The sequence below is a fragment of the Micromonospora sp. KC723 genome (assembly GCF_004348595.1).
GTDB lineage: Bacteria > Actinomycetota > Actinomycetes > Mycobacteriales > Micromonosporaceae > Micromonospora.
Genome location: NZ_SMKD01000033.1, coordinates 1 through 26,504, shown reverse-complemented (window position 1 = coordinate 26,504; position 26,504 = coordinate 1). Strand labels below are relative to the sequence as shown.

Here is a 26,504-nt window from a genome sequence, read left to right as displayed (position 1 = left end):
GTCGGACGCCGCCCCACCGCAGGCTCCCCGATCAGTCCTCGGTGAGGTTACCGACCTGCGCGCCGGGGCCCGAGGCGTCGCTGGTGGTGCCGGCGGCCGGGGTGCTCAGGCCGCCCGTCGTGGCGTCACCCGTGGTGGTCGGGGCCACCACTCCGGGATGCCGTTCCGGCTGGCGGGCCAGGCGGCGCACACTCGCCGGGCCGGCGGTGCCGCCGGTGGTGGTGACCGCGCCCTGCCCCCGGGTGGGGCCACCGTCGCGCAGCACCGCCGGGTCGACCGGCACGTGGGCGGGGTCGTCCGGATCCTCGTCCTGGATCACCCGGTTCACGTCCGTCTGCGGGGTCGTCACCTCGTCCAGCGCGCCCTCGCCGTACACGCCGGCGGTGAGCCGCTCCTCGGCCCGGCGGGTGGACTCCCGCATCCTGTCGTCGTCACGCACGTCCATCACCTCACAGATCTGGCGTAATCCACAGGCTGCCCGCTGACGCCCCGGGCAAACCGCCCCGGGCCCGGCCACCGTCCACGCACAGACCGGACGGTCGCCCCCGGCCGGGCCGCAGTGGTCCGTACCGCCCATCCGGCCCGTGACCGGGGCTCGGGCTGGCTCGTCACGGCACGGATCCGCGCGGCGCGCCGGCGCGGCCCCGGATCCGGGGCCGGCGGGGTGTTACCTCCTCCGGGGCCTCGGGTAGACCCCGGGTGGCCTCGCCAAGTACGCGAACCGTGCCGTGGCCGAAACGCGGTAGCGGGGCGAGATCGCAGGTACTCATCAAATCCTGAGGAGGACCAGATGAGCACGCAGGCTGCATCCACCAGGCCGATGAACCGGCAGACCCAGGAGGCGCCCGGCCGCCCGATGTCGGACATGGCCATGCAGGAGGCGCCGACCCGTCCGATGCCGATGATGCAGGACGGTCACCGGCAGCCGGCACCGGCACCCGGCACCGAGACCAAGCACTCGCTGCTGACGACGGAGTTCTGGATCTACGCCGCCGCCGTGGCGGCCGTGGTGATCGCCGCGTTCTGGCGCGGCCCCGCCACGAACGGGCTGAACCTGAACAACCCGAGTCAGGCGTGGTTCTTCATCACCCTGCTGACCCTGGGTTACCTGGGCAGCCGTGGCCTGGCGAAGGCCGGTAGCGGACACCGCTCGCACGAGGAGCGGTCGAAGCGCCGGTGACGAGGTACGAGGGGGCCTTCCGGGATTCCCGGAAGGCCCCCTCGTCCGTGGTCCTACTCCTCGAAGCCGCCGAAGTCCTCGGCGAGGTCGCCCTCGAAGGCGTCCTCGATCATCTCTCCGGCGACCATGCCGCCGGCGACGCCGAGCGCCGCCCCGGCGACCATTCCCCCCATACCCGACCGCCGGCCGTGCCCGTGGCCGTGCCCGCCGCCGAAGCCCTGCGCCCGCAGGGCGCCGTAGCGGGAGGTGGCTTCCCGCAGCCACCCGTCGACCACCGCTGTCCAGTCCAGCCGGTCCACGTCGGCGTGCGCCACCTGGTAGTGGCCGAAGACGTCGTGCCCGGCGCTGAGGAACCCGCCGCGCTTGTCGCACTCCAGCACCACGTCCACCCCGTGCGGGCTGGTCACGAAGGTCAGCTCGACCTCGTTGATCGTCTGGGCGTACTGCGGCGCGGCGAAGAACTCGATCTCCTGGTAGAACGGCAGCGTCTGCTGGGTCCCCCGGATGTGGCCGCGCTCCAGATCGGCGTGCTTGAACCGGAAGCCGAGCCGCTGGAACGCCTCCAGGATCCGCTCGTGCACCGGCAGCGGGTGGACGTTGACCTGGTCCAGGTCGCTCTTGTCGACCGCCCGGGCGATCGCCAGCTCGGTGCGCAGCCCCATCGTCATGCCGTGCAGGCGGTGGCCGTACACGTCGGTGACCGGGGTCTCCCACGGCACCGGCAGCCGGAACGGGATCGACAGTTGCTGCTTGGGCGCCAGCTGGAGCGGACCGCTGACCGTCGCCCGCTGGAACTCCATGATCCCGGCGTACTCGGTGTCGCCGCCCTCGATCTCCACCCGGGTGACCAGGGCGACCGTGACCTGCTCGATGTTCGCCGGGGCGTCCCCGCCGACGAGGTTGACCTGCCCGTCGAGGGCCAGCCCGGGTCGGGTGTTCGGGTTGGCCAGTACGGTGTCGACGCTGGGCCCGCCCACCCCGAACGCGCTCAGCATCTTCTTGAAGACCATCGGAACTCCCGCTTCACGGTAGACGCACTCCACCATGGAGCGCGACACGGCTACCGGGCACCCTAACCGGAGGGGCTGTGAGATCGCTGTAAGCAGTCGGGCCGCCCGCCCCGCGCCACGCCACGGCGACCGGTCAGTCGGCCTCGACCACAATCAACTCCCCCACCTGCTCGCCGATCTGGCGGCGGCCCTCCGGGGGCAGCCTGGCGTCGGTGATCAACACGTCGGCCGCCTCCAGCGGGGCGATGGTGGCGATGCCGATCGTCTCCCACTTCGTGTGGTCGGCGAGCACGACGAGGCGGCGAGCGGCGCTGATCAGTCGCCGGTTGACCGCGGCCTCCAGCAGGTTGGGCGTGGTGAAGCCGGTGCGCGGGCTCATCCCGTGCACGCCGAGGAACAGCACGTCGACGTTGAGCGAACCGATCGCCGCCTCGGCCACCGGCCCGGTCAGCGCGTCCGACGGGGTACGGATGCCGCCGGTCAGCACGACCGTCTGGTCGGGACGCGGATTCTGGTAGAGCGCGTCGGCGACCGGAATCGAGTTGGTCACCACGGTCAGCCCGCGCACGTCGGCCAGCCGGGTCGCCAGGGCGGCGGTGGTCGTGCCGGCGGACAGGGCGACCGCCATGCCGGGCTCGACCAGGCACGCGGCGCGCTCCACTATGGCGCGCTTCTCCGTCTGCTGACGGATCGACTTGGCGGCGAACCCGGGCTCCTCGGCGGAGCCCGGGCCGGCCAGGGTGGCGCCGCCGTGCACCTTGTCGACCAGGCCCCGCTCGGCCAACACCTCCAGATCCCGCCGGATCGTCATGTCGGAGACCCCGAAGCGACTGACCAGGTGGCTGACGCGCACACCGCCGCGCTGCCGGATCAGCTCCAGGATGGCGCTCTGCCGTTGCTGGGCGAGCATCGAACCTCCTAACCGGGCGGACGAGGAAACGGTACGCAGCTCAGGAGCCCGAGGGCAGGTGCGGCTCAGCCCGTGGGATCGCTCCCACCGCCGATTCCTCCCGAACCACGGCGACCTCGCCGGCCGGCACCCGCAGCTCGCCGGCACAGGACGTGCCGGCGAGCAGTTCGGCGCCGGTGACGTCGAGCCGCACCTCGGCGTCGGTGTGGTTGATGACGAACAGCCACGAGGCGTCCGCGCCGCGCCGGCGTACCACCTCGACGCCGGTGGGGGCCACCGCCGGCGGACGCGCGCCGGACTCGGCGAGCAGCCGGGCCACCAGACGGTCGGTGGCCGCCTCGTCCAGCCGGGTGGCGGCGTACCAGGCCGTGCCGGCTCCGACGCGGTGCCGGGTCAGGGCGGCCACCCCGGGCAGCGGCCCGTCGACGTACGAGGCGAGCACCTCGGCGCCATCGGGGTGCAGCCACTCCGTCCAGACGTCGGCCGTGGAGCCGTCGTCGAGGTGGACCCGCTCGCCCTGGCACAGCGGGAAGAACTCCTCGGTACGGACGCCGAGCAGGTCCCGGAACGCGCCCGGGTAGCCACCGAGCCGGATGTGGTCGTTCTCGTCGACGATGCCACTGAAGTAGGTGACCAGCGCCGTCCCGCCGGCCTCGACGTACCGGCGCAGCGCCTCCGCGTCGGCGTCGCGGACCAGGTAGAGCGTGGGTGCCAGCACCAGCTTGTAGCCGCTGAGGTCGGTCGACGGGTGCACCACGTCAGTGGTGACACCGGCCCGCCAGAGCGCGTCGTAGAGGGCCTTCAACCGGTCGGCGTAGGTGACGTCGACGCTGGGGTGCGAGTCCAGCTCGACGCCCCACCAGGCCTCCCAGTCGAAGAGGATGGCCACCTCCGCCTCGACCCGGCTGCCCCGCACCTCGGCCAGCGCCTTCAGGTCGGCACCGAGCCGGCAGACCTCGCGGAACACCTTCGTGTCGGGGCCGGCGTGCGGCACCAGCGCGGAGTGGTACTTCTCCGCGCCGGCGCGGGAGGCCCGCCACTGGAAGAAGAGCACGCCGTCGGCGCCCCGGGCGACGTGGGCGAGGCTGTTGCGGCGCAGCTGGCCGGGAGTCTTGGCGGCGTTGCGCGGCTGCCAGTTCACCGCGCTGGTGGAGTGCTCCATGAGCAGCCAGGGCGCTCCGCCGGCGACGCCCCGGGTGTGGTCGGCGGCGAGCGCCAGGCCGAGGTGCGACTGCGGGTCGGCGGCGGTCAGGTAGTGGTCGTTGGAGACCACGTCCACGTCCGCCGCCCACGACCGGTAGTCCATGTACTTGATGCCGGTGCCGATCATGAAGTTCGTGGTGATGGGCTGCCGGACCAACCGCTTGAGCAGGTCGCGCTCGGCGCGGAGTTGGGCCCGCTGCTCGTCGGAGGAGAAACGCAGGAAGTCCAGCTGCTGGGTGGGGTTGGCGAAGGTCGGCGCGGTCCGCGGCGGGTTGACCTCGGCCCAGTCGTAGTAGCGCTGGCTCCAGAAGCTGGTGCCCCAGGCCGCGTTGAGGGCGTCCAGGTCGCCGTAGCGTTCCCGCAGCCAGCCCCGGAACGCCTCGGCGGTCACGTCGCAGTAGCAGTGCACGTTGTGGCAGCCCAGCTCGTTGGAGACGTGCCACATCACCACGGCGGGATGCTCGGCGTACCGGGTGGCCACGGCCTCGACCAGGGCGAGCGAACGCTCACGGAAGATCGGGGAGCTGGGGCAGTACGCCTGCCGGCCACCGGGCCACAGGATCGTCCCGTCGGCGGTGCGGGGCAGTGTCTCGGGGTGCCGTCGGGCCAGCCACGGGGGTGGGCTGGCGGTGGCGGTGGCCAGATCGACGTTGATTCCACCGGCGTGCAGGACGTCGAGCGCCCTGTCCAGCCAGTCGAACTCGTAGCGCCCGGGGGTCGGCTCGATCAGCGCCCAGGAGAAGATCCCTACCGAGACCAGGTCGACCCCGGCCTGACGCATGAGCGCAACGTCCTCGGCCCACACCTCCTCGGGCCACTGTTCGGGGTTGTAGTCCGCGCCGTAGTAGATGCCGTCGCCCTGCCAGCTGCCGTGTTGCCGCATGAGAGCAGAGCGTGCCGCCCCGGGCCCACCAAGTCAACACTTTCCAACATCACCGATGTTTCCAACGTTTACCTCGGTGACTCACTTGGAAACACTGCGGTATCGATCCCGACCTGCCCTCTTGACAGCACGCCGGGGAGGGGTAGCTTCAAGCGCCACCGGCACTTCGTGTTTGCCAATGTTGGATCGCGATGGATCCATGTTGGCATTCCGGACCACCGGCCCCCCACCTCCAACACCCCCTCTGGGCGCAGCACCTCTTCATCGGCAGGAGGCACCATGTCCCGTCCACGCACCGAGGCCGAGTACCTGGCCCGGCTCGTTCCGCCATCCGTCGCCGGCATCGGCCGACGCCGTCTGCTCGCCGGCGCGGCCGGCGCGGGCGCACTGCTCGGCAGCGGCGCGCTCGCCGGCTGCGGCTCCGACTCGGGCTCCGGCTCCGGCTCGGACAGCAAGACCGTCTCGCTCGGCTCGAACCAGTCCGACCCGAACCCGAAGGCGGTCATCGCCAAGGTGATGGACGGGTTCAAGACCTCGACCGGCATCGAGGCCCAGATCAACACGGTGGACCACAACACCTACCAGGAGAACATCAACAACTACCTGCAGGGCAAGCCGGACGACGTGTTCATGTGGTTCGCCGGCTACCGGATGCGGTTCTTCGCCGCCAAGGGCCTGGCCGGTGACCTCACCGAGACGTGGGGCAAGCTCTCCGGCTACTCCGACGCCTTCAAGAAGGCTTCCACCGGCGACGACGGCAAGCAGTACTTCGTGCCGACCTCGTACTACCCGTGGGCGATGTTCTACCGCAAGTCGGTGTGGGAGCAGCGGGGCTACCAGGTGCCGAAGACGCTCGACGAGCTCAACGCCCTCGGCGCGCAGATGAAGAAGGACGGGCTGAACCCGATCGCCTTCGCCGACAAGGACGGCTGGCCGGCGATGGGCACCTTCGACGTCCTCAACCTGCGGATCAACGGCTACCAGTTCCACGTCGACCTGATGGCCGGCAAGGAGGCCTGGACCTCCGACAAGGTCAAGAAGGTCTTCGACACCTGGCGCGGGTTGCTCCCGCTGCACCAGCCCGACAGCCTGGGCCGGACCTGGCAGGAGGCCGCCCAGTCGCTGCAGCAGAAGAAGTCGGGCATGTACCTGCTCGGTCTCTTCGTCGCCCAGCAGTTCGGCAACGACGAGCAGAACGACATCGACTTCTTCACCTTCCCCGAGATCGACCCGGCGATCGGGGCGAAGGCCCTGGACGCGCCGATCGACGGCTACATGATGGCCCGCAAGCCGAAGTCCGAGGCGAACGCCAGGAAGCTGCTGGAGTACGTGGGCTCGAAGGACGCGGCGAACATCACCGTGAAGAACGACCCGAGCACCCTGGTCGCCAACAGCGGGGCCGACACCAGCGGCTACACCGCGCTGCAGAAGAAGGCCGCCGAACTGGTCGGCTCGGCCACCGAGATCGCGCAGTTCCTGGACCGGGACACCCGGCCCGACTTCGCCTCCACCGTGATCATCCCGGCCTTCCAGCAGTTCATCAAGAACCCGAACGACATCGACGGGCTGGTCAACAGCATCGAGAACCAGAAGAAGTCGATCTTCTCCAGCTGACGGCGAGAGGGGGAGGACAATCGTGTCCGACCTGCCCCTGATCCAAGCGGATCGCGCCGTGCCGTCACGGGCCGCGACCACCACCTTCACCGGTGGTGGCCGCGGCCGCCGGCTACGGCTCCTGTCCCGCACCGACCGCGTGGTGATCACGCTGATGGTGCTCGTACCCCTGCTCATCGTGATCGGCCTGGTCTGGTTGCCGGCACTCGCCACGGTGGCGCTCTCCGGCACCAACTGGGACGGCATCGGCCCCCTCAGCGGAATCGAGTGGGTGGGCGGCCGCAACTACTCCGATGTGATCAACAACTACCCGCCGTTCGTGCCGGCGATCCAGAACAACCTGCTCTGGCTGGCGGCGCTCTTCGTGGTCGCCACCCCGCTCGGCATGTTCCTGGCCGTCCTGCTCGACAAGGAGATCCGCGGCAGCCGGTTCTACCAGACCGCGCTCTACCTGCCGGTGGTGCTGTCGCTGGCCCTGATCGGCTTCGTCTGGCAGCTCATCTACTCCCGGGACCAGGGCCTGCTCAACGCCGTCCTCGGCACGAGCACCGACTGGTACGGCGACCCGAACGTCAACATCTGGGCGGTGCTCGTCGCCGCCGGCTGGCGGCACGTCGGGTACATCATGCTGCTCTACCTGGCCGGCCTGAAGGGTGTCGACCCGTCGCTGCGGGAGGCCGCCTCGGTCGACGGCGCGTCGGAGGCCAGCACCTTCTTCCGGGTCGTGTTCCCGGTGATGCGGCCCATCAACATCATCGTCCTGGTGGTGACGGTGATCGAGTCGCTGCGGGCGTTCGACCTGGTCTGGGTCATCAACAAGGGCCGCAACGGGTTGGAGCTGATCTCCGCCCTGGTCACCTCGAACGTGGTGGGCGAGGCGAGCCGGATCGGCTTCGGTTCGGCGTTGGCGACGATCATGCTGATGATCTCGCTGATCTTCATCACCGCCTACCTGGCCGTCGTCATGAGGGAGGACCGGCGATGAACACCGCGACGCTGACCCGCGAGCCGGCGGCCGGTACGCCGGTCGCCCACCGCGCGCCACTGCGACCCGCCCGGGTGGTGCTGCACCTGTTCCTGGGCGCGATCGCGATCGGCTGGCTCTTCCCGGTCCTCTGGGCGGTGCTGACCTCGCTGCGGTCGTACGAGTACACCGCCACCCACGGGTACGTCTCGCTCGGCGGCTGGACGTTCGACAACTACATCACCGCCTGGCGGACGGCCGAGTTCGGCAAGCACTTCCTCAACTCGGTCTACATCACCGTCCCGGCGGTGCTGCTGACGCTCTTCCTGGCCTCCTGCGTGGCCTTCGTGATCGCCCGGTTCAACTGGAAACTCAACATCGTCCTGCTCGGCCTGTTCACCGCGGCCAACCTGCTGCCCCAGCAGGCGCTGCTGATCCCGCTGTTCCGGATCTTCACCGAGGTGCCGCTACCGGCGTTCATGAGCGACTCGGAGCTGCTCTACGACAGCTACTGGGGACTGATCCTGATCAACGTCGCCTTCCAGTGCGGCTTCTGCGTCTTCGTGCTGAGCAACTACATGAAGGCGCTGCCCCGCGAGCTGTACGAGGCGTCGATGGTCGACGGCGCGAGCATCTGGCGGCAGTACTGGCAGGTGACGATGCCGTTGTGCCGGCCGGCGCTGGCCGCGCTGGCCACCCTGGAGGTGACCTGGATCTACAACGAGTTCTTCTGGGCCACCGTGCTGATGCGCTCCGGTGACAAGTTGCCGATGACCAGTTCGCTGAACAACCTGCGCGGCGAGTTCTTCACCGACAACAACCTCGTCTCGGCCGGATCGGTGCTGGTCGCCATCCCCACGCTGGTCGTCTTCTTCCTGTTGCAGAAGCAGTTCGTCCGAGGCCTGACCCTGGGAGCGTCCAAGGGATGACCATCATCCACCTGCGCCGCGCGCGGACCAGCCTGGTGCTCGACGCGCGCGGCGTCGGCCTGCCCCGGGTACTGCACTGGGGCGCCGACCTGGGCCCGACACCCGCCGCCGACCTGCCCGCCCTGGCCGCCGTGACCGTCCCGCCGGTGGCGCCGAGCAGCTTCGACCAGCCGGTCGCGCTGTCGCTGCTGCCCGAGGCGAGCGCCGGCTGGAGCGGCCGGCCCGGGCTCGCCGGCCACCGCGACGGCCGGAACTGGTCGACCGCCTTCCTCCTCGACGCCCTCGACGTGGACGACGCCGGCCCCGAACCGGGTCACGCGGCCCCGGACGGGAACACGGTGGGCGTACCCGACGGGGCCCGGAACCACGGCGGGGTTGGCGCGGCGCGGGTGACCGTGCGGGCCTCGGACCCCACCGCCGGATTGTCGCTGACCATCGAGATCACGCTCGACCCGGCGGGGCTGCTGACGCTGCGGCACCGGCTGCGCAACGACGGCGACTCCCCGTACGAGCTGCGGGAGCTGACCCCGGTGCTGCCGGTGCCGGCGGTCGCCACCGAACTGCTCGACCTCACCGGCCGCTGGTGCCGGGAACGCGCCCCGCAGCGGCACCCGTGGCCGATGGGCGCCTGGGTACGTGAGGGCCGGCACGGCCGCACCGGACACGACGCGACGTTGCTGCTGGTGGCGGGCACCGCCGGCTTCGGCTTCGGCCACGGCGAACTGTGGGCGGTACACACCGCCTGGAGCGGCGACCACGTCACCGTCGCCGAACGCCGCCCCACCGGCGACGCCACCCTCGGCGGCGGAGAGTTGCTCACCCCCGGTGAGATCGTCCTCGGTCCCGGGGAGGAGTACGCCACCCCGCTGCTGCACGCCGTGCACTCGGCCACCGGGCTGGACGGCCTCAGCGACGTGTTGCACACCCACCTGCGGGCCCGTCCCGAACACCCGCGCACCCCCCGGCCGGTCACCCTCAACGTCTGGGAGGCCGTCTACTTCGACCACGACCTCGCCCGGCTGACCGCCCTGGCGGACCGGGCCGCCGAGGTGGGTGTGGAACGGTTCGTACTCGACGACGGCTGGTTCCGCGGCCGGCGGCACGACCAGGCCGGCCTCGGCGACTGGCACGTCGACGAGGACGTGTGGCCCGACGGGCTCCAGCCCCTGATCGACCACGTCCGCGGGCACGGGATGCAGTTCGGGCTCTGGGTCGAGCCGGAGATGGTCAACCCCGACTCCGACCTGTTCCGCGCCCACCCCGACTGGGTGCTCCAGGTGCCCGGACGACTGCCGCCCTCGTGGCGGTACCAGCAGGTGCTCGACCTGGTCCACCCGGACGCGTACGACCACCTGCTCGACCGGCTCGACGCGCTGCTGTCGCAGCACGACGGCATCGCGTACCTCAAGTGGGACCACAACCGGGACCTCACCGAGGCCGGGCACGCCGGCCGGCCCGGGGTGCACGCGCAGACCGTGGCCGTCTACCGGCTGCTGGACGAGCTGCGCCGCCGGCACCCCGGGGTGGAGATCGAGAGCTGCTCCTCCGGCGGGGCCCGGGTCGACCTGGAGATTCTGCGCCGCACCGACCGGGTCTGGGCCAGCGACTGCAACGACGCCCTGGAACGGCTGTCGATCCAACGGTGGACCGGGCTGCTGCTGCCCCCGGAGCTGGTCGGCACCCACATCGGGCCGGAACGCTCGCACACCACCCACCGGGTGCACGACCTGGGTTTCCGGGCGGTCACCGCGCTCTTCGGCCACCACGGCATCGAGTGGGACATCAGTGGGATCAGCGCCGCCGAGCGCGCCGAGCTGGCCGCCTGGGTGGCGCTGCACAAGCGGCTGCGTCCGCTGCTGCACGGCGGCCGGGTGGTCCGGGTCGACCACCCGGACCCGGCGGTGCAGGCACACGGGGTGGTCGCCCACGACGGCTCCCACGCCGTGTACGCGGTGTCCCGCCTGACCACCTCCACCGCGCAGGTCCCGGGTCCGGTCCGGCTGCCGGGCCTCGATCCGGCCCGCCGTTACCGGGTACGCCCACCCGCCGGGGTGCCGGCACCGGCGGTGATGCAACACGCCCCGCCGGCCTGGCTGGCCTCGGACGACGGCGTGACGCTCGGCGGGGCGGCGCTCGGCTCGGTGGGACTCCAGATGCCGGTGCTGCACCCCGAGCAGGCGCTGCTGCTGGAGGTCACCGCCGCCGACTGAGCGGGTTGGGTTGTCCTACCGGTCGTCCCGGGTGGCCCGTCCACCGATCCGCGGCGACGGCCGGTGGTCGTACCGGAGCGGGCCGGTGGCCGGGTCCGCTGCGGACCCGGCCACCGGTGGTGAACGGAATGGTCAGCTCGCGGCGCAGGTCACCGTGGGAACCGGGTTGGTGCCGTTCCAGCTGCCGACGAAGCCGAAGCTGGTGCTGGCACCGGCGCCGAGCCGGCCGTTGTAGGAGACGTTGCGGGCGGTCACCGCCGACCCGCTGCGGGTCACCTCGGCGTTCCAGGCCTGGCTGATGACCTGGCCGTTGGTGAAGGTCCACCGCACCGTCCAGCCGTTGACGGCCGCGTTGCCGGCGGTCACCCTGACCTCGCCCTGGAAGCCGCCCGCCCACGAGTTGACGACGGTGTACGTCGCGGTGCAGCCACCCGGCGCGGGTGAGCTGGGCGCCGGTGAGCTGGGCGCGGGCGAGCTGGGCGCCGGGCTGCTCGGGGTCGGGCTGCTCGGGGTCGGCGTGGTGCCGCCGTAGACGGAGGCCTCCCGAGCGGTCTGCTTGATCCCGTCGGCGCCGTTGAAGATGCGCTGGCCCCAGCTGCTCAGGTTGTTCGGGTTGAAGCCGATGGCCATGTCGAGGTAGCCGACGTAGCTGCTGTTGCCGCTCCACGACCAGCCCAGGTAGCCGATTCCGTTGGCCTGGCTGTACGACAGGATGGTGTCCTCGTCGGGGTTGCCGTCGGAGTGGTCGTGGCCGAACTCGCCGACCACGATCGGCAGCCTGGCGGCACGGAACCGACCCAGGTAGTCCCTGATCTCGGCGGCGGTGTCGAAGACGCCGTACATGTGGATCGAGAAGACCGTGTTCTTCTGCGGGTCGGCGTCGAACACCGACGCGGCGTTGTCGCGCATGGTGAAGGACCAGTCCTGGCCCCAGTTCGGCGCGTCCACCATGATCGTGTGGCTGAAGCCGTTGGCGCGCAGCCGCTTGATCGCGTTGCTGGTGTCGGTGGCCCAGGTGCCGTAGCCCTGGTTGCCGTACGGCTCGTTGCCGATGTTGACGATGACGTACTTCTCCTGCCCCTGCAGGGCGCTGGCGATGCTCACCCAGTAGTCGACCGCCCGGTCCAGGCTGATCGCGCCGCTCTCCTCGCCGTAGCCGGTGGTGTCGTGCACCTCGAGCACGCAGATCAGCCTGTTGGTCCTGCACAGGGAGATGACGTTGCCGACGTCGGCCGCGCTGTTCTTCGTCCCGCGGTCGCCGCTGGACAGCACCACCCGGACGGTGTTCGCGCCGAGCGCCTTGATGTTGGCGAAGGAGCTGGTCTGCTGCGGGTACCAGGCGTGCGGGTGGTTGACGCCCCGCATGATGAACTCGTTGCCGTTGGCGTCGTAGAGCTTCCCGCCGGAGACGGTGAACCCGGCCGCGGCGTGCGCCGGCTGGACGAAGACGAAGATGGCGGCGAGCGCGGTGAGCAGGGCAACGCCGGCGACGCCGAGTCGCTTTCTCATGATTGTCCTCAGGAGGTGTCGACCCCGTGCCCTGGTGGGGTGCTGGTGGTGATGACGGTGACGGACGGCTGCAGCCCGGCAGCCGCCGCCCGACTCCCCGGTCGTGCGCAGGCATCAGCGTATGGCGATGGATATGGGAAAGCAACCGGTTAAGTTGGCCACCCGTCCGGCGAGGTCTGTGGCAGCCCACGGAGAACGTGGGCCGCCACAGAGGCGAGCATCCCCACCACAGGATGTGACGCCACTCCGGCCTGAACCGGTTAAGTTTCGACGGTAGACGCGGCTCGACGACCACGTCAAGGATCGACATCCACCGACCCCTCGCCCGGTGGGCCGACGGCGCGACCGTGGGCGGACCGGCGGGCCGAAACGGACAGCAGGGTTGGCCACCGCCCGCCGGGGTATCCGGTGACGATCCGTTGGGCGGAAGGAGAAACCAGAGATGGTCACCGTCGGCTACACCCTGATGTGCGAACAGGCCGGTCCCCGGCAACTCGTCGACTACGCGGTACGGGCGGAGGCCGCCGGTTTCGATCAACTGGTGATATCCGACCACTACTATCCGTGGCTGGACTCGCAGGGCCACTCCCCGTACGCCTGGTCGGTGCTCGGCGCGGTCGCCCACGCCACCCACCGGGCCGAGCTGATGTCCTTCGTGACCTGCCCGATCCGCCGGTACCACCCGGCCGTCGTCGCGCAGAAGGCCAGCACCATGGGCGCGCTCTCCGACGGCCGGTTCACCCTCGGCCTCGGCGCCGGGGAGAACCTCAACGAACACGTCGTCGGCGCCTGGCCGCACGTGCAACAACGGCACGAGATGTTCGAGGAGGCGCTGCAGATCATCCGGCCGTTGCTGGCCGGCGAGACGCTGAGCTTCTCCGGCAACCACTACGACGTGCCGGAGGCCTACCTCTGGGACCGGCCCGACCGACCCGTCCCGATGGCCGTGGCCGCCTCCGGGCCGTCCTCGGCCGCGCTCGCCGCCGAGTACGCCGACGGCGTCGTCGCCACCGAACCGGACCCGCGGATCATCCAGCTCTACGACGACGCGGGCGGCACCGGCCAGCCCCGCTTCGGGCAGGTCGCCATCTGCTACGGCCCGGACGAGGCCGAGTGCCGCAAGATCGTGCACGACCAGTTCCGCTGGTTCGGCATGGGCTGGAAGGTCAACGCCGACCTGCCCGGCCCGGAGGCCTTCGCCGCCGCCACCCAGTTCGTCCGCGAGGACGACGTCGCCGAGGGCATTTCCTGCGGCCCCGACGTGGACGCCCACGTCGAGGCGTTCAAGAAGTTCGTCGACGCCGGCTTCACCCACGTGGCGATCGTCCAGGTGGGCGGCGAAACCCAACCGATGTTCCTCGACTGGGCGCAGGAGGAGCTACTGCCCCGGCTGCGCGAGCTGTGAGACCACGGCCGACCGCCCCTGGGCGTTTCGGGCCGCACGAGCTCCGGCTCGCCCTGGCCGCGCCCCGGCCGGCGGCCGGGCTGACCAGCGAGTGGCGGCTGGTCGACGGGCTGCGCACGCACACCCGCCGCGCCGCCGGGCCGGACGGCGACGCCCCACCGGTGGTGCTGGTGCACGGACTGGCCGTCTCGCACCGGTACCTCACCCCGCTGGCCGTCGCGCTGTCGACCACCCATCCGGTGTACGCGCCGGACCTGCCCGGCTTCGGCCTCACCGAACACCCCGGGCAGGCGTACGACGTGAGCGGTCACGCCGCGTTCCTGGCGGCCTGGCTCGACACGTACCGGATGCCGCCGGTCTGCCTGGTCGGTCACTCCTTCGGCGCGGAGGTCGCCGCCGCGCTGGCGGCCCGCCGCCCGGACGCCGTCCGCGCGCTGGTGCTCGCCGGCCCCACCACCGACCCGACCGCCCGGTCCCGTTCCGGCCAGGTCGGCCGCTGGCTCGTCGACACCCTGCGGGAGGCCCCGTTGCAGGCGCCGATCGGCTACGTGACGTCTGGGACGCCCGCCCCTGGCGGGTGTACGCCACCCTCTGCCACTCGGTCCGCAACCCGGTCGAGGAGGACCTGGCCCAGGTCGCCGCGCCCACCCTCGTGGTGGCCGGCTCGCGCGACCCGGTCGTACCGCCGGCCTGGCGCTGCCAGGTCACCCGGCTGGTGCCCGACGCCCGTCAGGTGGACGTGCCCGGCGCCGCGCACAACGTCGCCACCACCGCTCCCCGGCAGGTCGCCGACGCGATCCGCGCCCTACTCTCCCCCAATCCTGAGATGGTGGTCCCATGCGCATCGGCAACACGGAGATCCGGCCCGCCGGAGGCGGCGTCGGCTGCCTCCTGATGATCCTCTTCTCGGTCCTCGCCTCGGTCGTGCTGACCGTCCTGCTCAACCTGGTGCTCTAGGCAGCCGGGCGGGCAGCGCCCCACGTCGGCGCAACCTGCTCGCCGGCTGGGGTGTCGACCGGGCCCGACGCCTGCGGGTCGCCGGTCAGGCCGGGTCCAGGTCCAGGTCGGCGACGACCGGGTAGTGGTCGGAGGCCAGGTCGGCCTCCCCGCCCCGGACCACCCGCACCCGGCGGACACGCTCGGCCACCGCAGCGGTGCCGAGCAGGTAGTCCAGGCGCATCCCGGTGAACTCGGCCCCGCCGTGCCGGGTCGGCACGGTCAGCCCGTCGGCCTCCCCGGTGTCTCCCGCCCCGACCCGCCACAGGTCCACCAGGCCGGCGGCGAGCAGCCGGGACACCGCGCGGGTGTCGACGGTGTGGTTGTCGCGTCGCAGGTGCCGGCGTCGGTGGTGCGCCGGCAGGGCGGCCAGCCGGTCGGCGTGCTCGACCATCGGGTCGAGACCGTTCAGGTCGCCGGCGACCAGCGCCAGCGGACCGCCGGCAGCCCGCACCGCCGCGGCCAACCAGTCCGCCTCCATCCGCCGCCGGCCTCCCGAGTACGGATTCAGGTGGGTGCAGAACACGGCCAGCGACCCGGCCGAGGTGACCACCACCACCCGGGCGGTGGCGTGGTGGAAGGGCCTCCGCACCCGACCGGTGGCCAGCACCCGTAGCGGCGGGCGGACCAGCACCGCCACCGGCTGCCCGAACCAGGAGCGGGCCAGGTGCGGGCGCATCCCCACCCGGCCCGCGAACTCGTCGAGCAGCCCACCCCGGTCGAAGCCGCGCAGTTCCTGCAGGGCCAGCACGTCCGGTCGCTGCGCGCTGACCACCCCGACCACCAGGTCCCGGCGGTCGGACCCGTGGCGGTCCCGCCCGCCGGTCCTGATGTTCCAGGTCATCACCCGCAGCATGCCGGCGTCCCACTACGGCCGAGCGGCCCTGGCCAGTTCGTCGTCGAGCTCGTCGACCTGCTCCGACTCGATCGCCGGCCGGTTCCCCTCGTAGACGTCGGCGTTGGGGCGGACCACCCAGTACAGCAGCCCGATCCAGAGCCCGCCGAGCAGGATCGCGCCCATGAAGTCGGTGGGGTGGTGCATGCCCCGGTACATCCGGGAGACCGCCACGCCGGCCGGCATGACCACCGCGAGCGCCAGGAACAGCCAGCGCCACCAGCGGTCGGTACGCGGGAAGACGACCAGCGTGACGGCAGCCCAGACGCAGATGGTGGCGGCGATGTGCCCGGACGGGAACGAGGAGGTGGGCATCGGGCCGTCGAGGTTGCCGACCGGCGGACGGGGCCGGTCCACCGCCGCCGCGGCGGTGAGGAAGAGGCTCAACTCGCCGAACATGGCCAGCGCCACGAAGAGCACCGGCCGCCAGCGCCGCCACACCGCCAGCACGAGCGGGCAGAAGACCAGCGAGATCAGCAGGATGGCGTGGGTGTCGCCGGCCTTGCTCCACCAGTAGCTGAACCCGTCCCCGGCCGGGGTGCGGTGCTCGGCGAACCACCTCGGCACCTCGGTGTCGAGGGTGGCGAGGAAGGTGCCGCCGGCGTGGTAGCTGACGAACATCCCGAAGCCGTAGAGCACGCCGAGGACCAGCACCCAGCCGACCACCAGCTCGAAGACGGCGGCCCGGGGGTGCGGCAGCAGGTGCGCCTCGTCGGGGGCGGGGGCGACCTCGTGCGCGGCCTCGGGCTCCAGCCCCTCGGTCAACGCCGGGACCCGCCGGCCCCGCTCCAGCCGCCACAGCCGGAAGGCGTACCCGGTGACGCCGAGCCAGGCCGCGCCGAGCAGCCAGGCTCCCAGCACGTCGGAGAGGAAGTGCACACCCAGCGCGATCCGGGTCAGCCCGACGAACACGATGAGCGTGGCGACCAGCGCGAAGGCCGGCCCGCGCCAGCGGCGCGGGGTCGCCGGCAGGAAGACCAGCAGCAGCGCCCCGTACGCGACGAACGACCCGAGGGCGTGCCCGCTGGGGAAACTGTTCCCGGCGTACACGCCGATCGGCACCGCCACCTCCGGGCGCAGCCGGCCGACGAGGGCCTTCAGTGCCGGGTCGAGGATCAGCGCGCCGAGGCCGGTGACGACGAGGAAGACCGCGAGCCGGCCCTGGCGGCGGATCAACAGGCCGATCACGGCGACCGAGACCAGCCAGATGATCACCGTCCGGCCGCCGAGGCCGGTCAGCGCGGTGAGCACGGTGACCAGCGGCCCGTGCGGGGCGACCAGGTCGTTGAGCCAGGCGGCGACGCCGTGGTCCACGTCGTACAGCGGGGCCCACTCGGCCCGGACCAGGGCGAGCAGCAGCCCGAAGCCGACCCCGGCGCCGAGAACCAGCACCAGACCGGTGAGGGTCCGCTCGGTGAAATGACCGAGCGGCCGTCGCCACACCTCTTTGACCGCGCTCACGGCAGCCTCCCTTGCGCCCTTGGCGAGGCGCTGTACCCGATCGGCGTGGCGCGTACACGCGGGGCGGCTGTCCCGGGCTCTACAGCGAGGTCATCTCACCGCTCTCGGGGGACGCCTCCCGGTCGGCCTCCGGCACCCAGAGGTCTGGCTCGGCCGGCTCCGGCGCCCCGACCCGCATCGCCTCCAACTGCGCGGCGAAGGCCAGCCCGCCGAGGAGCGCCATCCCGGTCACGTTGGCCCAGAGCAGCAGGGCCATCATGCCGGTCAACGCGCCGTAGGTCTGGCCGAACCCGCCGCCGAACCTGACGTACGCGGCGAGCAGCAGGCTGGCCAGCCACCACAGGGCGGTGGCGATGCCGGCGCCGAAGACCAGCCAGGTGAGCCCGGGCTGGTTGCGGCGCGGCGCGTGCCGGAAGATCACCGCCACCGCGACCACGGTCAGTCCGAGACTCAACGGCCAGCGGATCACGTCCCAGGCCCCGGCGGCGACGTCGCCCCAGGCGTAGTGTCGCTGCACGGAGTCGCCGATGGCCCGGCCTCCGACCAGGATCAGGAATCCGGCCAGCGCCGGCAGGCCGGCCGCCACCGCGAGGACGCTGGCCCGCAGGTACTTCCACAGCGCCGGACGGTCCCGCTCGACGCCGTAGATCCGGTTGGCGCCGCGTTCGATCTGGGCCATGGTGGTGGTCAGGGCGACCAGCCCGGTCAGCAGACCGAGGCTCAGCGCCAGCTCACCCCGGCGCTCGATCCGGTCGCCCTCGCTGAGCAGTTCCCGGACCATCTCCTCGCTCTGCCCCGGGGTGAGGGCCAGCACCGTGTCCGCGACGACCTGCCCGCCCTCCTCCACGCCGAGTTCGCTGCTCAGACCGGTCAACGCGATCATGAAGGGCACGACGGCGAGGCAGAGCTGTAGGGCCAGGGCCCGCGAGTGGCTGAAGCCGTCGCCGTAGCGGAACCGGACGAACGCGTCCCGCAGCAGGCACCAGCCGCCGTGTCGGCGCAGGGTGTGCCAGGCGTCGTCGGCGGAGAGCTCCCGCGCCGCCATCAGCCGGGTCTCCGGCACGAGCCGGGTGCTACTCACGGCGCGCCTCCTCGACCAGTTGCTCGCCGCGCTCCCCCACCGCGTCGACGTCGCGGGCCAGGTCCGGGTCCCGCTCGGGTCGCGGCACGCAGAGCCAGAGCGCCCCGGGCCGGATCTCGACCCGGAGCGAGCGCCCCGGCTCGATCAGGTCGCCGTCGAGCTGGCGGGGCTGGGGTCGGTCGCTGCTGATCTCGACCCGGCGGGCCCGGAACACCTCCATCCGGGGCACGCTGCCGCGCCGGCGCAACACCCCCCATCCCAGGGCGAGCCAGTGCCGCAGCGTACGCGGGGTGAGCACGGCCACGTCGAGCCAGCCGTCGTCCGGCTCGGCGTCGGCGAGCAGGCGTACCCCGCCCTGGAGCCGGCCCACGTTGGCGACCAGCACCGAACGGGCCCGGCGGCGAAGCGGCGGCTCGTCGTCGATGGTGATGGTGACCCGCATCGGGCGGTCCCGCAGGTGCCTGGCGGCGCCCACGACGTACGCCGGCCAGCCGATCCGCGCCTTGGTCGTCTCGGAGGTGTCCTGGAGCATCTGGGCGTCGAAGCCCATCCCGGCCATGACGGCGAAGTGCCGGTCGCCGACCACGCCGACGTCGAGCCGGCGCAGGCCGCGCTCCACGGCGACCGCCAGCCCGGCGGCGAGGTCTGCGGAGAGGCCGAGGTTTGCGGCGAGCAGGTTGCCGGTGCCCTGTGGCAGGACGGCCAGCGCGGTGTCGGTGCCGACCAGCCCACTGACGCAGGCCATCACGGTGCCGTCGCCGCCGCAGGCGAAGACGACCTGGGCGCCGTCGCGGACGGCCGCCTCGGTCTGGCCCCGGCCCGGATCCTCGACGGTGGTCTCGTACCAGACCGGCCGGGGCCAGCCGGCGGCGGCCAGCGCGTCGTCGACGGTACGACGGAACGCGTCGAAATCGGTCACCTTGACCGGGTTGACCACGACCGCCGAGCGTGGCGGGGGGTCGTCGGCGGTCACCGGGCGCTCGTGCTCTCCACCGTCCACGGCGCAAGTGTGCAGCAACCGGGGCCGGTCAGCGAGCCCACGGGGACCGCAGGTTGCGCCGACCGGCACCGATCCGGTCCGGCCGCCGCCGGGAGCGTGTCCCGGTCAGGCCGCCGCGCGTACGGCGGTCTCGACCCGGCGGCGCAGGTCGTCCAGGTGCAGCCCAGCCTCGGTGAGCACCAGCGCGCCGAGCCCGCTGCCCTCGCGGAGCAGCCCGAGCAGGATGTGCTCGGTGCCGATGTGCCGGTGGCGCAGCCGCAGCGCCTCGCGCAGGGACAGCTCCAGCACCTTCTTCGCCCGGGGGGAGAAGCGCCCGCCGTCGTGCCGGCGGAGGCCCCAGCGGCGGCGGGGGGCCGGCGCGGCCTCGCGCAGCGCGTCCGGGCCGAAGGACTCCTCGATCCGGGCGACGATCGCGGTCAGATCGATGCCGATCTCCCGCAGCGCGGCGGCGTCGGCCTCGCCGAGCCCGCTGACGCCGCTACGGGTGTGCCGGGCGATGCGGGCGCGCAGGTCGGCGTTGACCGCGCCGGCGTCGGCGAGCACCCGGCCGGCGAGCGCGTCGCCGTCGGCGAGCAGCGCGAGCAGCAGGTGCTCGGTGCCGACAGGGCGCCGCCCCTCGACCCGGGCCTCCTCGATCGCCCGGTGGACGACCACGCGGGCCCGGTCGGTGAACCGTTCGAACATCATGCCTCCCTGTTGCCGGGGACCGCCGGTCGACCGGCGTGCTTCTTGTGGACCGCCTGCCGGCTGACCTCGAGCGCGTCGGCGATCTCCTGCCAGGACCAGCCCTGTCGACGGGCGTTGTCCACCTGGACGACCTCCAACCGTTCGAGCAGCCGGCGCAGGGCGAGCACCGCGCGGAGCCCGACCCTCGGGTCGGTGCTGCCGGCTGCCGCCGCGAGTTCCGTCGCCTGACTCATACTGTCAACCTACATTGACACACCCTTCGCGTCAACCCACGTTGACACGAGGCGGCGTCCGCCGACACGAACGGCGGACGCCCGGTCCGAGGCTGCGATGGTGTTACCGTCCGCACGTGTTCCGTCGCCGCTCCGCCGCCCTGACCGTCGCGGCCACCCGCCGCCTGGCCGTCGGTCCGGTCACGCTGGAGATCGCCGACGGCAGCGTGGTCGGCCACCGCTACCGGGGCAACTTCGACGCGTGGCACGTCGACCCGGAACTGCCTCTGGTGGTCGTCGCCGACGGCATGGGCGACGGCGAGGGCAGCCGGCTCGCGGCCACCGTCGCGACGGAGACCCTGGTCGAGCTGATCCGCGCCAGGTGGCCGGTGATCGGGCCGCGCGAGTTGCGCGCCGCCGTCGCCGAGTCCCAGATCCGGGTACGCCGGGCCGGCGCCGCGCTGGACGAGCTGACCGGCTGCACCCTCACCGCCCTGCTGGTGGAGCCGGACGGCGAACACTGCTGGATCGTCCAGCTCGGCGACTCGCGGGCGTACCGGCTGCGCGACGGGGTGCTGGAACTGGTCACCGTCGACCACACCACGGCCTGGCTCGGGGTGCTGCACGGCTGGTGGCCGGCCAACTCCCCGGAGGCCGCCCGGGCCCGCTACCAGCTCCTACGCTACGTCGGCCACCCCGACAGGCCCGAGGCGGACCTGCTCGCCGTGCCGGTGCGCCCCGGCGACACCTGGCTGCTCTGCACCGACGGGGTCAGCGACCAGCTCGACTACCACCGGCTGCGGGACCTGCTGGTCGGGCAGGATCCGGCCGAGGCCGTCCAGGCCCTGCTCAACGCCACCCTCACCGAGGGCGGCGCCGACAACGCCACCGCCGTCGCGCTGCGCGTGCGTTCCGCCTGCTGACCGCGCCGCGTCCCGCGATCCGGCCCGCCACACGGACGGCCCCGCTAGCGTCGGAGGGGACGGCGTCGGCCGTGCCGTGCGCCACGCCCGGGAGGTGAGCCGGATGACCGGATCCGCCGGCGGGCCGGTCGTGGCCGGCGTCGGCCCGAGCCCGCAGGGCATGCAGGTGGTCCGGCTGGCCGCCCAGGAGGCCGCCGCGCACCGCCGGGACCTGACCCTGCTGCACGCCTTCGACTGGGAGGCGGCCTTCGCGGCCCCGTCGATCGCCGGCCCGCGGGCCGAGGCCGAGGAGCTGATCGCCCGGGCCGCGGCGATCGCCAACGAGGTGGAGCCGGAGGTGTCGGTCCGCGGGGAGATCGTCGAAGGTCCACCGGTCGCGGCGCTGGTCCGCCGATCCGGCTCGGCGTTCATGGTGGCCGTCGGCGACGGCGGCATGACGCACCAGGCGGCGTGCCTCCACGCCGACGTGGCGGCGGTGCAGCTGGCCGCCCGGGCCGGCTGCCCGGTGCTGGTGGGTCGCCCCGATCCGCCGCCCCCCGGGCCCGTGCTGGTCGGGGTGGACGGATCGGACAGCACCCCCGCCACCCTCGGTTTCGCCCTGGACTGCGCGGCCCGCCGGCAGGCCCGACTGGTCGCGATCCGGGTGGTCGAACCGGGCCGCCCCGGCGCGACCGAGGACGCCCTCGCCGAGACGGTCGCCCGCGCCGGTCGGGCCCACCCCGGGGTGGCCACCGAATGCCACACCGTACGCGGCGACCCGGGCGTCGTCCTGGTGGAGCAGGCCCGGTCCGCGCAGCTCACGATCGTCGGCGCGCGGGGGGACCAGCCGGGGCGCGGCATGCTGGGCTCGGTCAGCCAGTCCCTGCTCTACCACGCGCCGTCGCCGGTCATCGTCGTCCGCGGCATGGCCGGTGGCCCGCCGGACGCGGCCGGACACCCTTGACCCCCGGGACCAACGCCTGACCCCGGGACCGACGCCCGGGTGCGGAGTTCCCCGACGCGCGAAAGGCTATTGCAGCATGGACACCGCTCTCGACCTGCACGGCCCGCTGACCGGCGACGAGCTGCGCCGGCTGGACGCCTACTGGCGGGCGGCCAACTACCTGACCGTCGGGCAGATCTACCTGCTGGACAACCCGCTGCTGCGGGAGCCGTTGAGACCCGAACACGTCAAACCCCGGCTGCTCGGCCACTGGGGCACCGGCCCCGGCCTGAACCTCCTCTACGCCCACCTCAACCGGGTCATCGTCAACCGGGACCTCTCGGCCGTCTTCATCACCGGTCCCGGCCACGGCGGCCCGGCGCTGGTCGCCAACACCTGGCTGGAAGGCACCTACAGCGAGCTCTACCACGGGGTCAGCCGGGACGAGACCGGCATGCGGCGGCTGTTTCGCCAGTTCTCCTTCCCCGGCGGCATCCCGAGTCACGTCGCGCCGGAGGTGCCGGGCTCGATCCACGAGGGCGGCGAACTCGGGTACGCGCTCAGCCACGCCTACGGCGCCGCGTTCGACAACCCCGACCTGCTGGTCGCCTGCGTGATCGGGGACGGCGAGGCGGAGACCGGCCCGCTCGCCGGCAGTTGGCTGTCCAACGCCTTCCTCAACCCGGCCCGGGACGGCGCGGTGCTGCCCATCCTGCACCTCAACGGCTACAAGATCGCCAACCCGACGGTGCTGGACCGGATCCCCGCCGACGACCTGCTCGCCATGATGCGCGGCTTCGGCCACCAGCCGTACCTCGTCGAGGGCGACGACCCGGCGACGGTGCACCAGTCGCTGGCCGCGACCCTCGACCGGGCCTGCGACGAGATCGCCGGGATCCAGCGCCGGGCCCGCTCCGGCGGGGCCGTCGGGCGCCCCCGCTGGCCGATGATCATCCTGCGTACGCCGAAGGGCTGGACCGGCCCCCGCGACGTCGACGGCAAGCGGGTCGAGGGGACGTTCCGCTCCCACCAGGTGCCCCTCGCCGACGTACGGGAGAACCCCGAGCACCTGGCCGAGCTGGAACGCTGGATGCGCAGCTACCACCCGGAGGAGCTCTTCGACGCCACCGGCGGCCCGGTCGAGGAGTTGGCCGACCTGCCCCCGAGGGGCGACCGGCGGATGAGCGCGAACCCGGTGGCCAACGGCGGACGTTTGCTGCGGGACCTCGAACTGCCCGACTTCCGTGACTACGCCGTCGACGTCACGGAGCCGGGCCAGCCGGCCGTGGGCGCCACCGGCGTGCTGGGCAGGTGGGTACGCGACGTGATCAGCCGCAACCCGCAGACGTTCCGCCTGTTCGGGCCGGACGAGATCGCCTCCAACCGGTTCGGCGCCTGCTTCGAGGTCACCGACCGGGCATTCGTCGCCGGCACCGTCGAGGGTGACGACCACCTCTCCCCGGACGGCCGGGTGATGGAGGTGCTTTCCGAGCATCTGTGCCAGGGCTGGCTGGAGGGCTACCTGCTCACCGGACGGCACGGCATCTTCACCAGCTACGAGGCGTTCATCCACATCGTCGACTCGATGGTCAACCAGCACGCCAAGTGGCTGAAGGTGACCCGGGGCATCCCGTGGCGGCAGCCGGTGGCGTCACTGAACTACCTGCTCTCCAGCCACGTGTGGCAGCAGGACCACAACGGATTCTCGCACCAGGACCCGGGCTTCATCGACCACGTGGTCAACAAGAAGGCCGAGGTGGTCCGGGTCTACCTGCCGCCGGACGGCAACACGTTGCTCTCCACGATGGACCACTGCCTGCGCAGCCGGCACTACATCAACGTGGTGGTGGCCGGCAAGCAGCCGTTGCCGAGCTGGCTGGGTATGGACGAGGCCATCCAGCACTGCCGGCGCGGCCTGGGGATCTGGGACTGGGCCAGCACCGACGAGGGCAGCGAGCCGGACGTGGTACTCGCCTGCGCCGGGGACGTGCCGACCCTGGAGACCCTCGCCGCGGCCGACCTGCTCCGGCGGCACCTGCCCGAGCTGAGGGTACGGGTGGTCAACGTGGTCGACCTGATGCGTCTGCAGCCGCCGTCGGAGCACCCGCACGGCCTCCCGGACAACGAGTTCGACACCATCTTCACCCGCGACAGGCCGATCATCTTCGCGTACCACGGCTACCCGTGGCTGATCCACCGGCTGACCTACCGCCGGACCAACCACGGCAACCTGCACGTACGCGGCTACAAGGAGGAGGGCACCACCACCACGCCGTTCGACATGGTGATGCTCAACGACCTGGACCGCTTCCACCTCGTCATCGACGTGATCGACCGGGTGCCGGGGCTCGCCTCGCGCGCCGCCCACCTGCGCCAGGAGCTGGTCGACGCCCGGCAGAGCTGCCGGGACCACACCCGCAGGTACGGCGAGGACGACCCGCGGGTCGCCGAGTGGCGCTGGATCCGCGAGACCGATCCGACCGACGGGGCGGGGGCGACGGCATGAGCGGCGACGAGATCCTGGTCGGTTTCGACGGCTCCGCCGACGCCAGGCTGGCGCTGGACTGGGCGTTGGACGAGGCGCAGCACAGCGGGCGCCCGGTGCGCCTGGCGTACGTCTTCGAGTGGCTGACGATCGGCGGCTGGATCAACCCGGGAATGGCCCCCGGGATCTGGCTGGACGAGACGACCCGCCGGCAGGTGGAGGAGCTGGTCGGCAAGGCGGCGGCCGACGCCGCCGCCGCACGGCCCGGCATCACCGTGCACGGCAACGTCTTCGACGGCCCGCCCGCCCTGGTGCTACAGGAGGGTTCCGCCGAGGCCGGGCTGCTGGTGCTGGGCAGCCGGGGGCACGGCGGCTTCGGCGGCCTGCTCGCCGGTTCCACCACCGTCTCGGTGAGCGCCCACGCGCACTGCCCGGTGGTGGTGGTCCGCGAGGGGCGCACCGGCGCGGCGGGTCCGGTCGTGGTGGGCTTCGACGGCTCCGAGCCGTCCCGGGTGGCGCTCGGGTTCGCGGTGGAGCGCGCCGCGAAGCGGAAGACGCCGCTGCGGGTCATGCGGGTCTTCGAACCGCCGGGCGGACGGTGGCCGCCGTCGGACCACGACGAGCGGTCCGTCGCCGCCCGGGAGCGGGCCGCCTTGGAGGAGTCGCTCGCCGCGTGGCGGGAGGCCTTCCCCGACCTGCCGGTCGACGTCGTGGTCACGCCCGGCAACCCTGCCGCGACGCTGGTCGAGGCGAGCCGGGACGCCCGGCTGGTGGTGGTGGGCAGCCGGGGCCGGGGCGGGCTGCGCGGGATGCTGCTCGGCTCGGTCAGTCAGCAGCTCATCCAGCACGCGCACTGCCCGGTCGCGGTGGCCCGGGAACACTGATCCGGGCGGCCGGGCGGTCAGCGGCGAGCAGCGCGGCCTCCCGCGCGGGGTCGAGCCCGACCGGCGCCCGGGCCGGCCGGCCGGCGCGCTGCGGCACCGACCCGACCCGACGTAGCCAGTGCCAGGTGTCGACGACCGTCTCGGCCGCCGGCCGGCAGATCAGCCCCGCCGCGTACGCCTTGTCGACGCCCCGCTCCTGCAACCAGCGGAACTCGTGGCCCACCGGCACCCAGATCGGCAGGTCGTTCCACGGCACCACGCCCGCGGCCAGGAGCGGCTCCGGGTCGGTCCAGCGCAACCGGGCGTCCGAGCCGGTCGCCGCGACCGCTGTGGCGAGCAACTCGCCCATGGTGGTGTGCCCGGGGCGGCTGATCACGTTGAACGGCCCGCCGGTGCCGGCGGCGGCACGGTCGAGCGTCCACGCCGCCAGGTCCCGCACGTCGATGTACTGCACGGGCAGGTCGACCGGCCCGGGGGCGAGCACGTCACCGCCCCGGGCGATGCGGAGCAACCACCACGGCAGCCGGCCGATGTCCTCCCCCGGCCCGAGGATCAGCCCGGCCCGGACCAGCAGCGCCCGGTCCCCGAACACCGCCACCGCGGCCCGCTCGCCGCCGGCCTTGTTCGACGGGTAGTCACCGTCCGGGGCGTCCGGCGCCGCCACCACCACCGGCGCCTCCTCGCCGGCCCCGGGCGGCACCGGATGGGCGTACACGGATCCGCTGGAGACGTAGGCGTAGTGTCCGGCGCGGTCGCGCAGCGCCCGGGCCGCGGCTCGCACCGCGCGTGGCGCGCCGTCCCAGGTGTCGACCACCAGGTCCCACTCGCCGCCGGCGAGCGCCGCCAGCCCGTCCGGCGCCGTCCGGTCACCCCGCAACCGGTGTACGCCTTCCGGCGTCGCCCCGTGCAGCCCACGGTTGAAGACCGTCACCGGCCAGTTCCGGCGCACCGCCTCGGCCACCACCGCGCCGCCGACGAAGCCCGTGCCACCGAGTACCAGCAGTCTCATGCGCCCCAGCCTGGCCGATACCGGACGCTGTGCACAGCGAATCTGCCGCCAGCAGAAGCGGTGGCCGGTGTCCGGGTCAGCGCCTGTCCGGGGGCGGTGTTCCGGATGTCCGTGCTGTCGGATCGGCGGGGG

General features: G+C 72.5%; 23 protein-coding genes and 1 pseudogene. 12 read left to right on the top strand and 12 right to left on the bottom strand.

What is annotated here, in order from left to right; all coding sequences use genetic code 11:
* Positions 1–31: 31 nt before the first annotated feature.
* Positions 32–439, bottom strand: coding sequence for a hypothetical protein (locus E1165_RS10505; protein ID WP_132390205.1), 408 nt, complete (start codon positions 437–439; stop codon positions 32–34).
* Positions 440–790: 351 nt separating this feature from the next.
* Between E1165_RS10505 and E1165_RS10495 the strand changes: the two genes are divergently transcribed.
* The gene (locus E1165_RS10495) at positions 791–1,180 is read left to right on the top strand and encodes a hypothetical protein (RefSeq protein ID WP_132390202.1); all 390 of its coding nucleotides are present in this window, start codon (positions 791–793) and stop codon (positions 1,178–1,180) included.
* 53 nt (positions 1,181–1,233) lie between these two features.
* On the opposite strand, the gene E1165_RS10490 is transcribed toward E1165_RS10495, so the two are convergent.
* From E1165_RS10490 to E1165_RS10480, 3 genes are all read right to left on the bottom strand, one after another.
* The gene (locus tag E1165_RS10490) at positions 1,234–2,190 is read right to left on the bottom strand and encodes a sporulation protein (RefSeq protein ID WP_132390199.1); all 957 of its coding nucleotides are present in this window, start codon (positions 2,188–2,190) and stop codon (positions 1,234–1,236) included.
* Between the two features lie 133 nt (positions 2,191–2,323).
* On the bottom strand, positions 2,324–3,100 hold the full coding sequence (locus tag E1165_RS10485; RefSeq protein WP_132390195.1) for a DeoR/GlpR family DNA-binding transcription regulator: 777 nt from the start codon (positions 3,098–3,100) through the stop codon (positions 2,324–2,326).
* Positions 3,101–3,140: 40 nt separating this feature from the next.
* Positions 3,141–5,186, bottom strand: a complete 2,046-nt coding sequence (locus E1165_RS10480) for a beta-galactosidase (protein ID WP_132390192.1) — start codon at positions 5,184–5,186, stop codon at positions 3,141–3,143.
* 279 nt (positions 5,187–5,465) lie between these two features.
* Here E1165_RS10480 and E1165_RS10475 point away from each other — a divergent pair, with 279 nt between their 5' ends.
* The 4 genes from E1165_RS10475 to E1165_RS10460 are packed head-to-tail and all read left to right on the top strand — an operon-like array spanning position 5,466 to position 10,903.
* The gene (locus E1165_RS10475) at positions 5,466–6,800 is read left to right on the top strand and encodes an ABC transporter substrate-binding protein (protein ID WP_132390189.1); all 1,335 of its coding nucleotides are present in this window, start codon (positions 5,466–5,468) and stop codon (positions 6,798–6,800) included.
* Between the two features lie 22 nt (positions 6,801–6,822).
* Positions 6,823–7,785 carry a carbohydrate ABC transporter permease gene (locus tag E1165_RS10470; RefSeq protein ID WP_132390186.1) on the top strand — a complete coding sequence of 321 codons (963 nt, stop codon included), beginning with the start codon at positions 6,823–6,825 and terminating at the stop codon, positions 7,783–7,785.
* On the top strand, positions 7,782–8,693 hold the full coding sequence (locus E1165_RS10465; RefSeq protein WP_132390183.1) for a carbohydrate ABC transporter permease: 912 nt from the start codon (positions 7,782–7,784) through the stop codon (positions 8,691–8,693). The genes E1165_RS10470 and E1165_RS10465 overlap by 4 nt, the downstream gene beginning before the upstream one ends.
* Positions 8,690–10,903, top strand: a complete 2,214-nt coding sequence (locus E1165_RS10460; RefSeq protein ID WP_132390180.1) for an alpha-galactosidase — start codon at positions 8,690–8,692, stop codon at positions 10,901–10,903. The genes E1165_RS10465 and E1165_RS10460 overlap by 4 nt, the downstream gene beginning before the upstream one ends.
* Before the next feature lie 132 nt (positions 10,904–11,035).
* Here E1165_RS10460 and E1165_RS10455 read toward each other — a convergent pair whose 3' ends face one another.
* Positions 11,036–12,412 carry a cellulase family glycosylhydrolase gene (locus E1165_RS10455; RefSeq protein ID WP_132390178.1) on the bottom strand — a complete coding sequence of 459 codons (1,377 nt, stop codon included), beginning with the start codon at positions 12,410–12,412 and terminating at the stop codon, positions 11,036–11,038.
* Positions 12,413–12,854: 442 nt separating this feature from the next.
* On the opposite strand from E1165_RS10455, the gene E1165_RS10450 reads away from it, so the two are divergent.
* The 3 genes and pseudogenes from E1165_RS10450 to E1165_RS29845 all read left to right on the top strand — a co-directional run bounded on the left by E1165_RS10450 (position 12,855) and on the right by E1165_RS29845 (position 14,712).
* The gene (locus tag E1165_RS10450; RefSeq protein WP_132390176.1) at positions 12,855–13,817 is read left to right on the top strand and encodes a TIGR03557 family F420-dependent LLM class oxidoreductase; all 963 of its coding nucleotides are present in this window, start codon (positions 12,855–12,857) and stop codon (positions 13,815–13,817) included.
* Positions 13,814–14,488, top strand: a pseudogene (locus E1165_RS30690) (alpha/beta fold hydrolase); the annotation flags it as partial. The gene E1165_RS10450 and the pseudogene E1165_RS30690, both read left to right, overlap by 4 nt.
* Positions 14,395–14,712, top strand: a complete 318-nt coding sequence (locus E1165_RS29845) for an alpha/beta fold hydrolase (protein ID WP_243704694.1) — start codon at positions 14,395–14,397, stop codon at positions 14,710–14,712. The pseudogene E1165_RS30690 and the gene E1165_RS29845, both read left to right, overlap by 94 nt.
* A 147-nt stretch (positions 14,713–14,859) precedes the next feature.
* On the opposite strand, the gene E1165_RS10440 is transcribed toward E1165_RS29845, so the two are convergent.
* The 6 genes from E1165_RS10440 to E1165_RS10415 form a co-directional block, all read right to left on the bottom strand.
* Positions 14,860–15,669 carry an endonuclease/exonuclease/phosphatase family protein gene (locus E1165_RS10440; RefSeq protein WP_132390174.1) on the bottom strand — a complete coding sequence of 270 codons (810 nt, stop codon included), beginning with the start codon at positions 15,667–15,669 and terminating at the stop codon, positions 14,860–14,862.
* 12 nt (positions 15,670–15,681) lie between these two features.
* Positions 15,682–17,169, bottom strand: a complete 1,488-nt coding sequence (locus E1165_RS10435; protein ID WP_132390171.1) for a phosphatase PAP2 family protein — start codon at positions 17,167–17,169, stop codon at positions 15,682–15,684.
* Between the two features lie 79 nt (positions 17,170–17,248).
* Positions 17,249–18,250, bottom strand: a complete 1,002-nt coding sequence (locus E1165_RS10430) for a YihY/virulence factor BrkB family protein (protein ID WP_132390168.1) — start codon at positions 18,248–18,250, stop codon at positions 17,249–17,251.
* Complete coding sequence (locus tag E1165_RS10425) at positions 18,243–19,250, bottom strand: diacylglycerol kinase family protein (protein WP_132390166.1); 1,008 nt, start codon at positions 19,248–19,250, stop codon at positions 18,243–18,245. The genes E1165_RS10430 and E1165_RS10425 overlap by 8 nt, the downstream gene beginning before the upstream one ends.
* Positions 19,251–19,355: 105 nt before the next feature.
* On the bottom strand, positions 19,356–19,934 hold the full coding sequence (locus tag E1165_RS10420; RefSeq protein WP_132390163.1) for a Clp protease N-terminal domain-containing protein: 579 nt from the start codon (positions 19,932–19,934) through the stop codon (positions 19,356–19,358).
* Positions 19,934–20,170 (bottom strand): HTH domain-containing protein, encoded by a 237-nt coding sequence (locus E1165_RS10415; protein ID WP_132390160.1) that lies wholly within the window; start codon positions 20,168–20,170, stop codon positions 19,934–19,936. Before E1165_RS10415 ends, E1165_RS10420 begins: the two co-directional genes overlap by 1 nt.
* A 116-nt stretch (positions 20,171–20,286) precedes the next feature.
* On the opposite strand from E1165_RS10415, the gene E1165_RS10410 reads away from it, so the two are divergent.
* From E1165_RS10410 to E1165_RS10395, 4 genes are all read left to right on the top strand, one after another.
* Positions 20,287–21,072, top strand: a complete 786-nt coding sequence (locus tag E1165_RS10410) for a PP2C family serine/threonine-protein phosphatase (protein WP_132390157.1) — start codon at positions 20,287–20,289, stop codon at positions 21,070–21,072.
* A 103-nt stretch (positions 21,073–21,175) separates the two neighbouring features.
* Complete coding sequence (locus E1165_RS10405) at positions 21,176–22,015, top strand: universal stress protein (protein WP_132390154.1); 840 nt, start codon at positions 21,176–21,178, stop codon at positions 22,013–22,015.
* Positions 22,016–22,091: 76 nt separating this feature from the next.
* Positions 22,092–24,500: a phosphoketolase gene (locus tag E1165_RS10400; protein WP_132390152.1), complete on the top strand. Its 2,409-nt coding sequence runs from the start codon at positions 22,092–22,094 to the stop codon at positions 24,498–24,500.
* Entirely contained in the window at positions 24,497–25,363 is an 867-nt protein-coding gene (locus tag E1165_RS10395) for a universal stress protein (protein ID WP_132390149.1), read from the top strand. Before E1165_RS10400 ends, E1165_RS10395 begins: the two co-directional genes overlap by 4 nt.
* Here E1165_RS10395 and E1165_RS10390 read toward each other — a convergent pair.
* Positions 25,317–26,372, bottom strand: coding sequence for an NAD-dependent epimerase/dehydratase family protein (locus tag E1165_RS10390; RefSeq protein ID WP_132390147.1), 1,056 nt, complete (start codon positions 26,370–26,372; stop codon positions 25,317–25,319). The genes E1165_RS10395 and E1165_RS10390 overlap by 47 nt on opposite strands.
* Positions 26,373–26,504 lie beyond the last annotated feature (132 nt).

Bases quoted from the DNA above. Each gene is read 5' to 3' on its own strand.
- E1165_RS10485 (WP_132390195.1), bottom strand. From the start codon at position 3,100: ATGCTCGCCCAGCAACGGCAGAGCGCCATCCTGGAGCTGATCCGGCAG.
- E1165_RS10395 (WP_132390149.1), top strand. From the start codon at position 24,497: ATGAGCGGCGACGAGATCCTGGTCGGTTTCGACGGCTCCGCCGACGCC.
- E1165_RS10390 (WP_132390147.1), bottom strand. From the start codon at position 26,372: ATGAGACTGCTGGTACTCGGTGGCACGGGCTTCGTCGGCGGCGCGGTG.
- E1165_RS10460 (WP_132390180.1), top strand. From the start codon at position 8,690: ATGACCATCATCCACCTGCGCCGCGCGCGGACCAGCCTGGTGCTCGAC.
- E1165_RS10495 (WP_132390202.1), top strand. From the start codon at position 791: ATGAGCACGCAGGCTGCATCCACCAGGCCGATGAACCGGCAGACCCAG.
- E1165_RS10480 (WP_132390192.1), bottom strand. From the start codon at position 5,186: ATGCGGCAACACGGCAGCTGGCAGGGCGACGGCATCTACTACGGCGCG.
- E1165_RS10475 (WP_132390189.1), top strand. From the start codon at position 5,466: ATGTCCCGTCCACGCACCGAGGCCGAGTACCTGGCCCGGCTCGTTCCG.
- E1165_RS10420 (WP_132390163.1), bottom strand. From the start codon at position 19,934: ATGTTCGAACGGTTCACCGACCGGGCCCGCGTGGTCGTCCACCGGGCG.
- E1165_RS10455 (WP_132390178.1), bottom strand. From the start codon at position 12,412: ATGAGAAAGCGACTCGGCGTCGCCGGCGTTGCCCTGCTCACCGCGCTC.
- E1165_RS10450 (WP_132390176.1), top strand. From the start codon at position 12,855: ATGGTCACCGTCGGCTACACCCTGATGTGCGAACAGGCCGGTCCCCGG.
- E1165_RS10465 (WP_132390183.1), top strand. From the start codon at position 7,782: ATGAACACCGCGACGCTGACCCGCGAGCCGGCGGCCGGTACGCCGGTC.
- E1165_RS10490 (WP_132390199.1), bottom strand. From the start codon at position 2,190: ATGGTCTTCAAGAAGATGCTGAGCGCGTTCGGGGTGGGCGGGCCCAGC.
- E1165_RS10440 (WP_132390174.1), bottom strand. From the start codon at position 15,669: ATGCTGCGGGTGATGACCTGGAACATCAGGACCGGCGGGCGGGACCGC.
- E1165_RS10415 (WP_132390160.1), bottom strand. From the start codon at position 20,170: ATGAGTCAGGCGACGGAACTCGCGGCGGCAGCCGGCAGCACCGACCCG.
- E1165_RS10400 (WP_132390152.1), top strand. From the start codon at position 22,092: ATGGACACCGCTCTCGACCTGCACGGCCCGCTGACCGGCGACGAGCTG.
- E1165_RS10405 (WP_132390154.1), top strand. From the start codon at position 21,176: ATGACCGGATCCGCCGGCGGGCCGGTCGTGGCCGGCGTCGGCCCGAGC.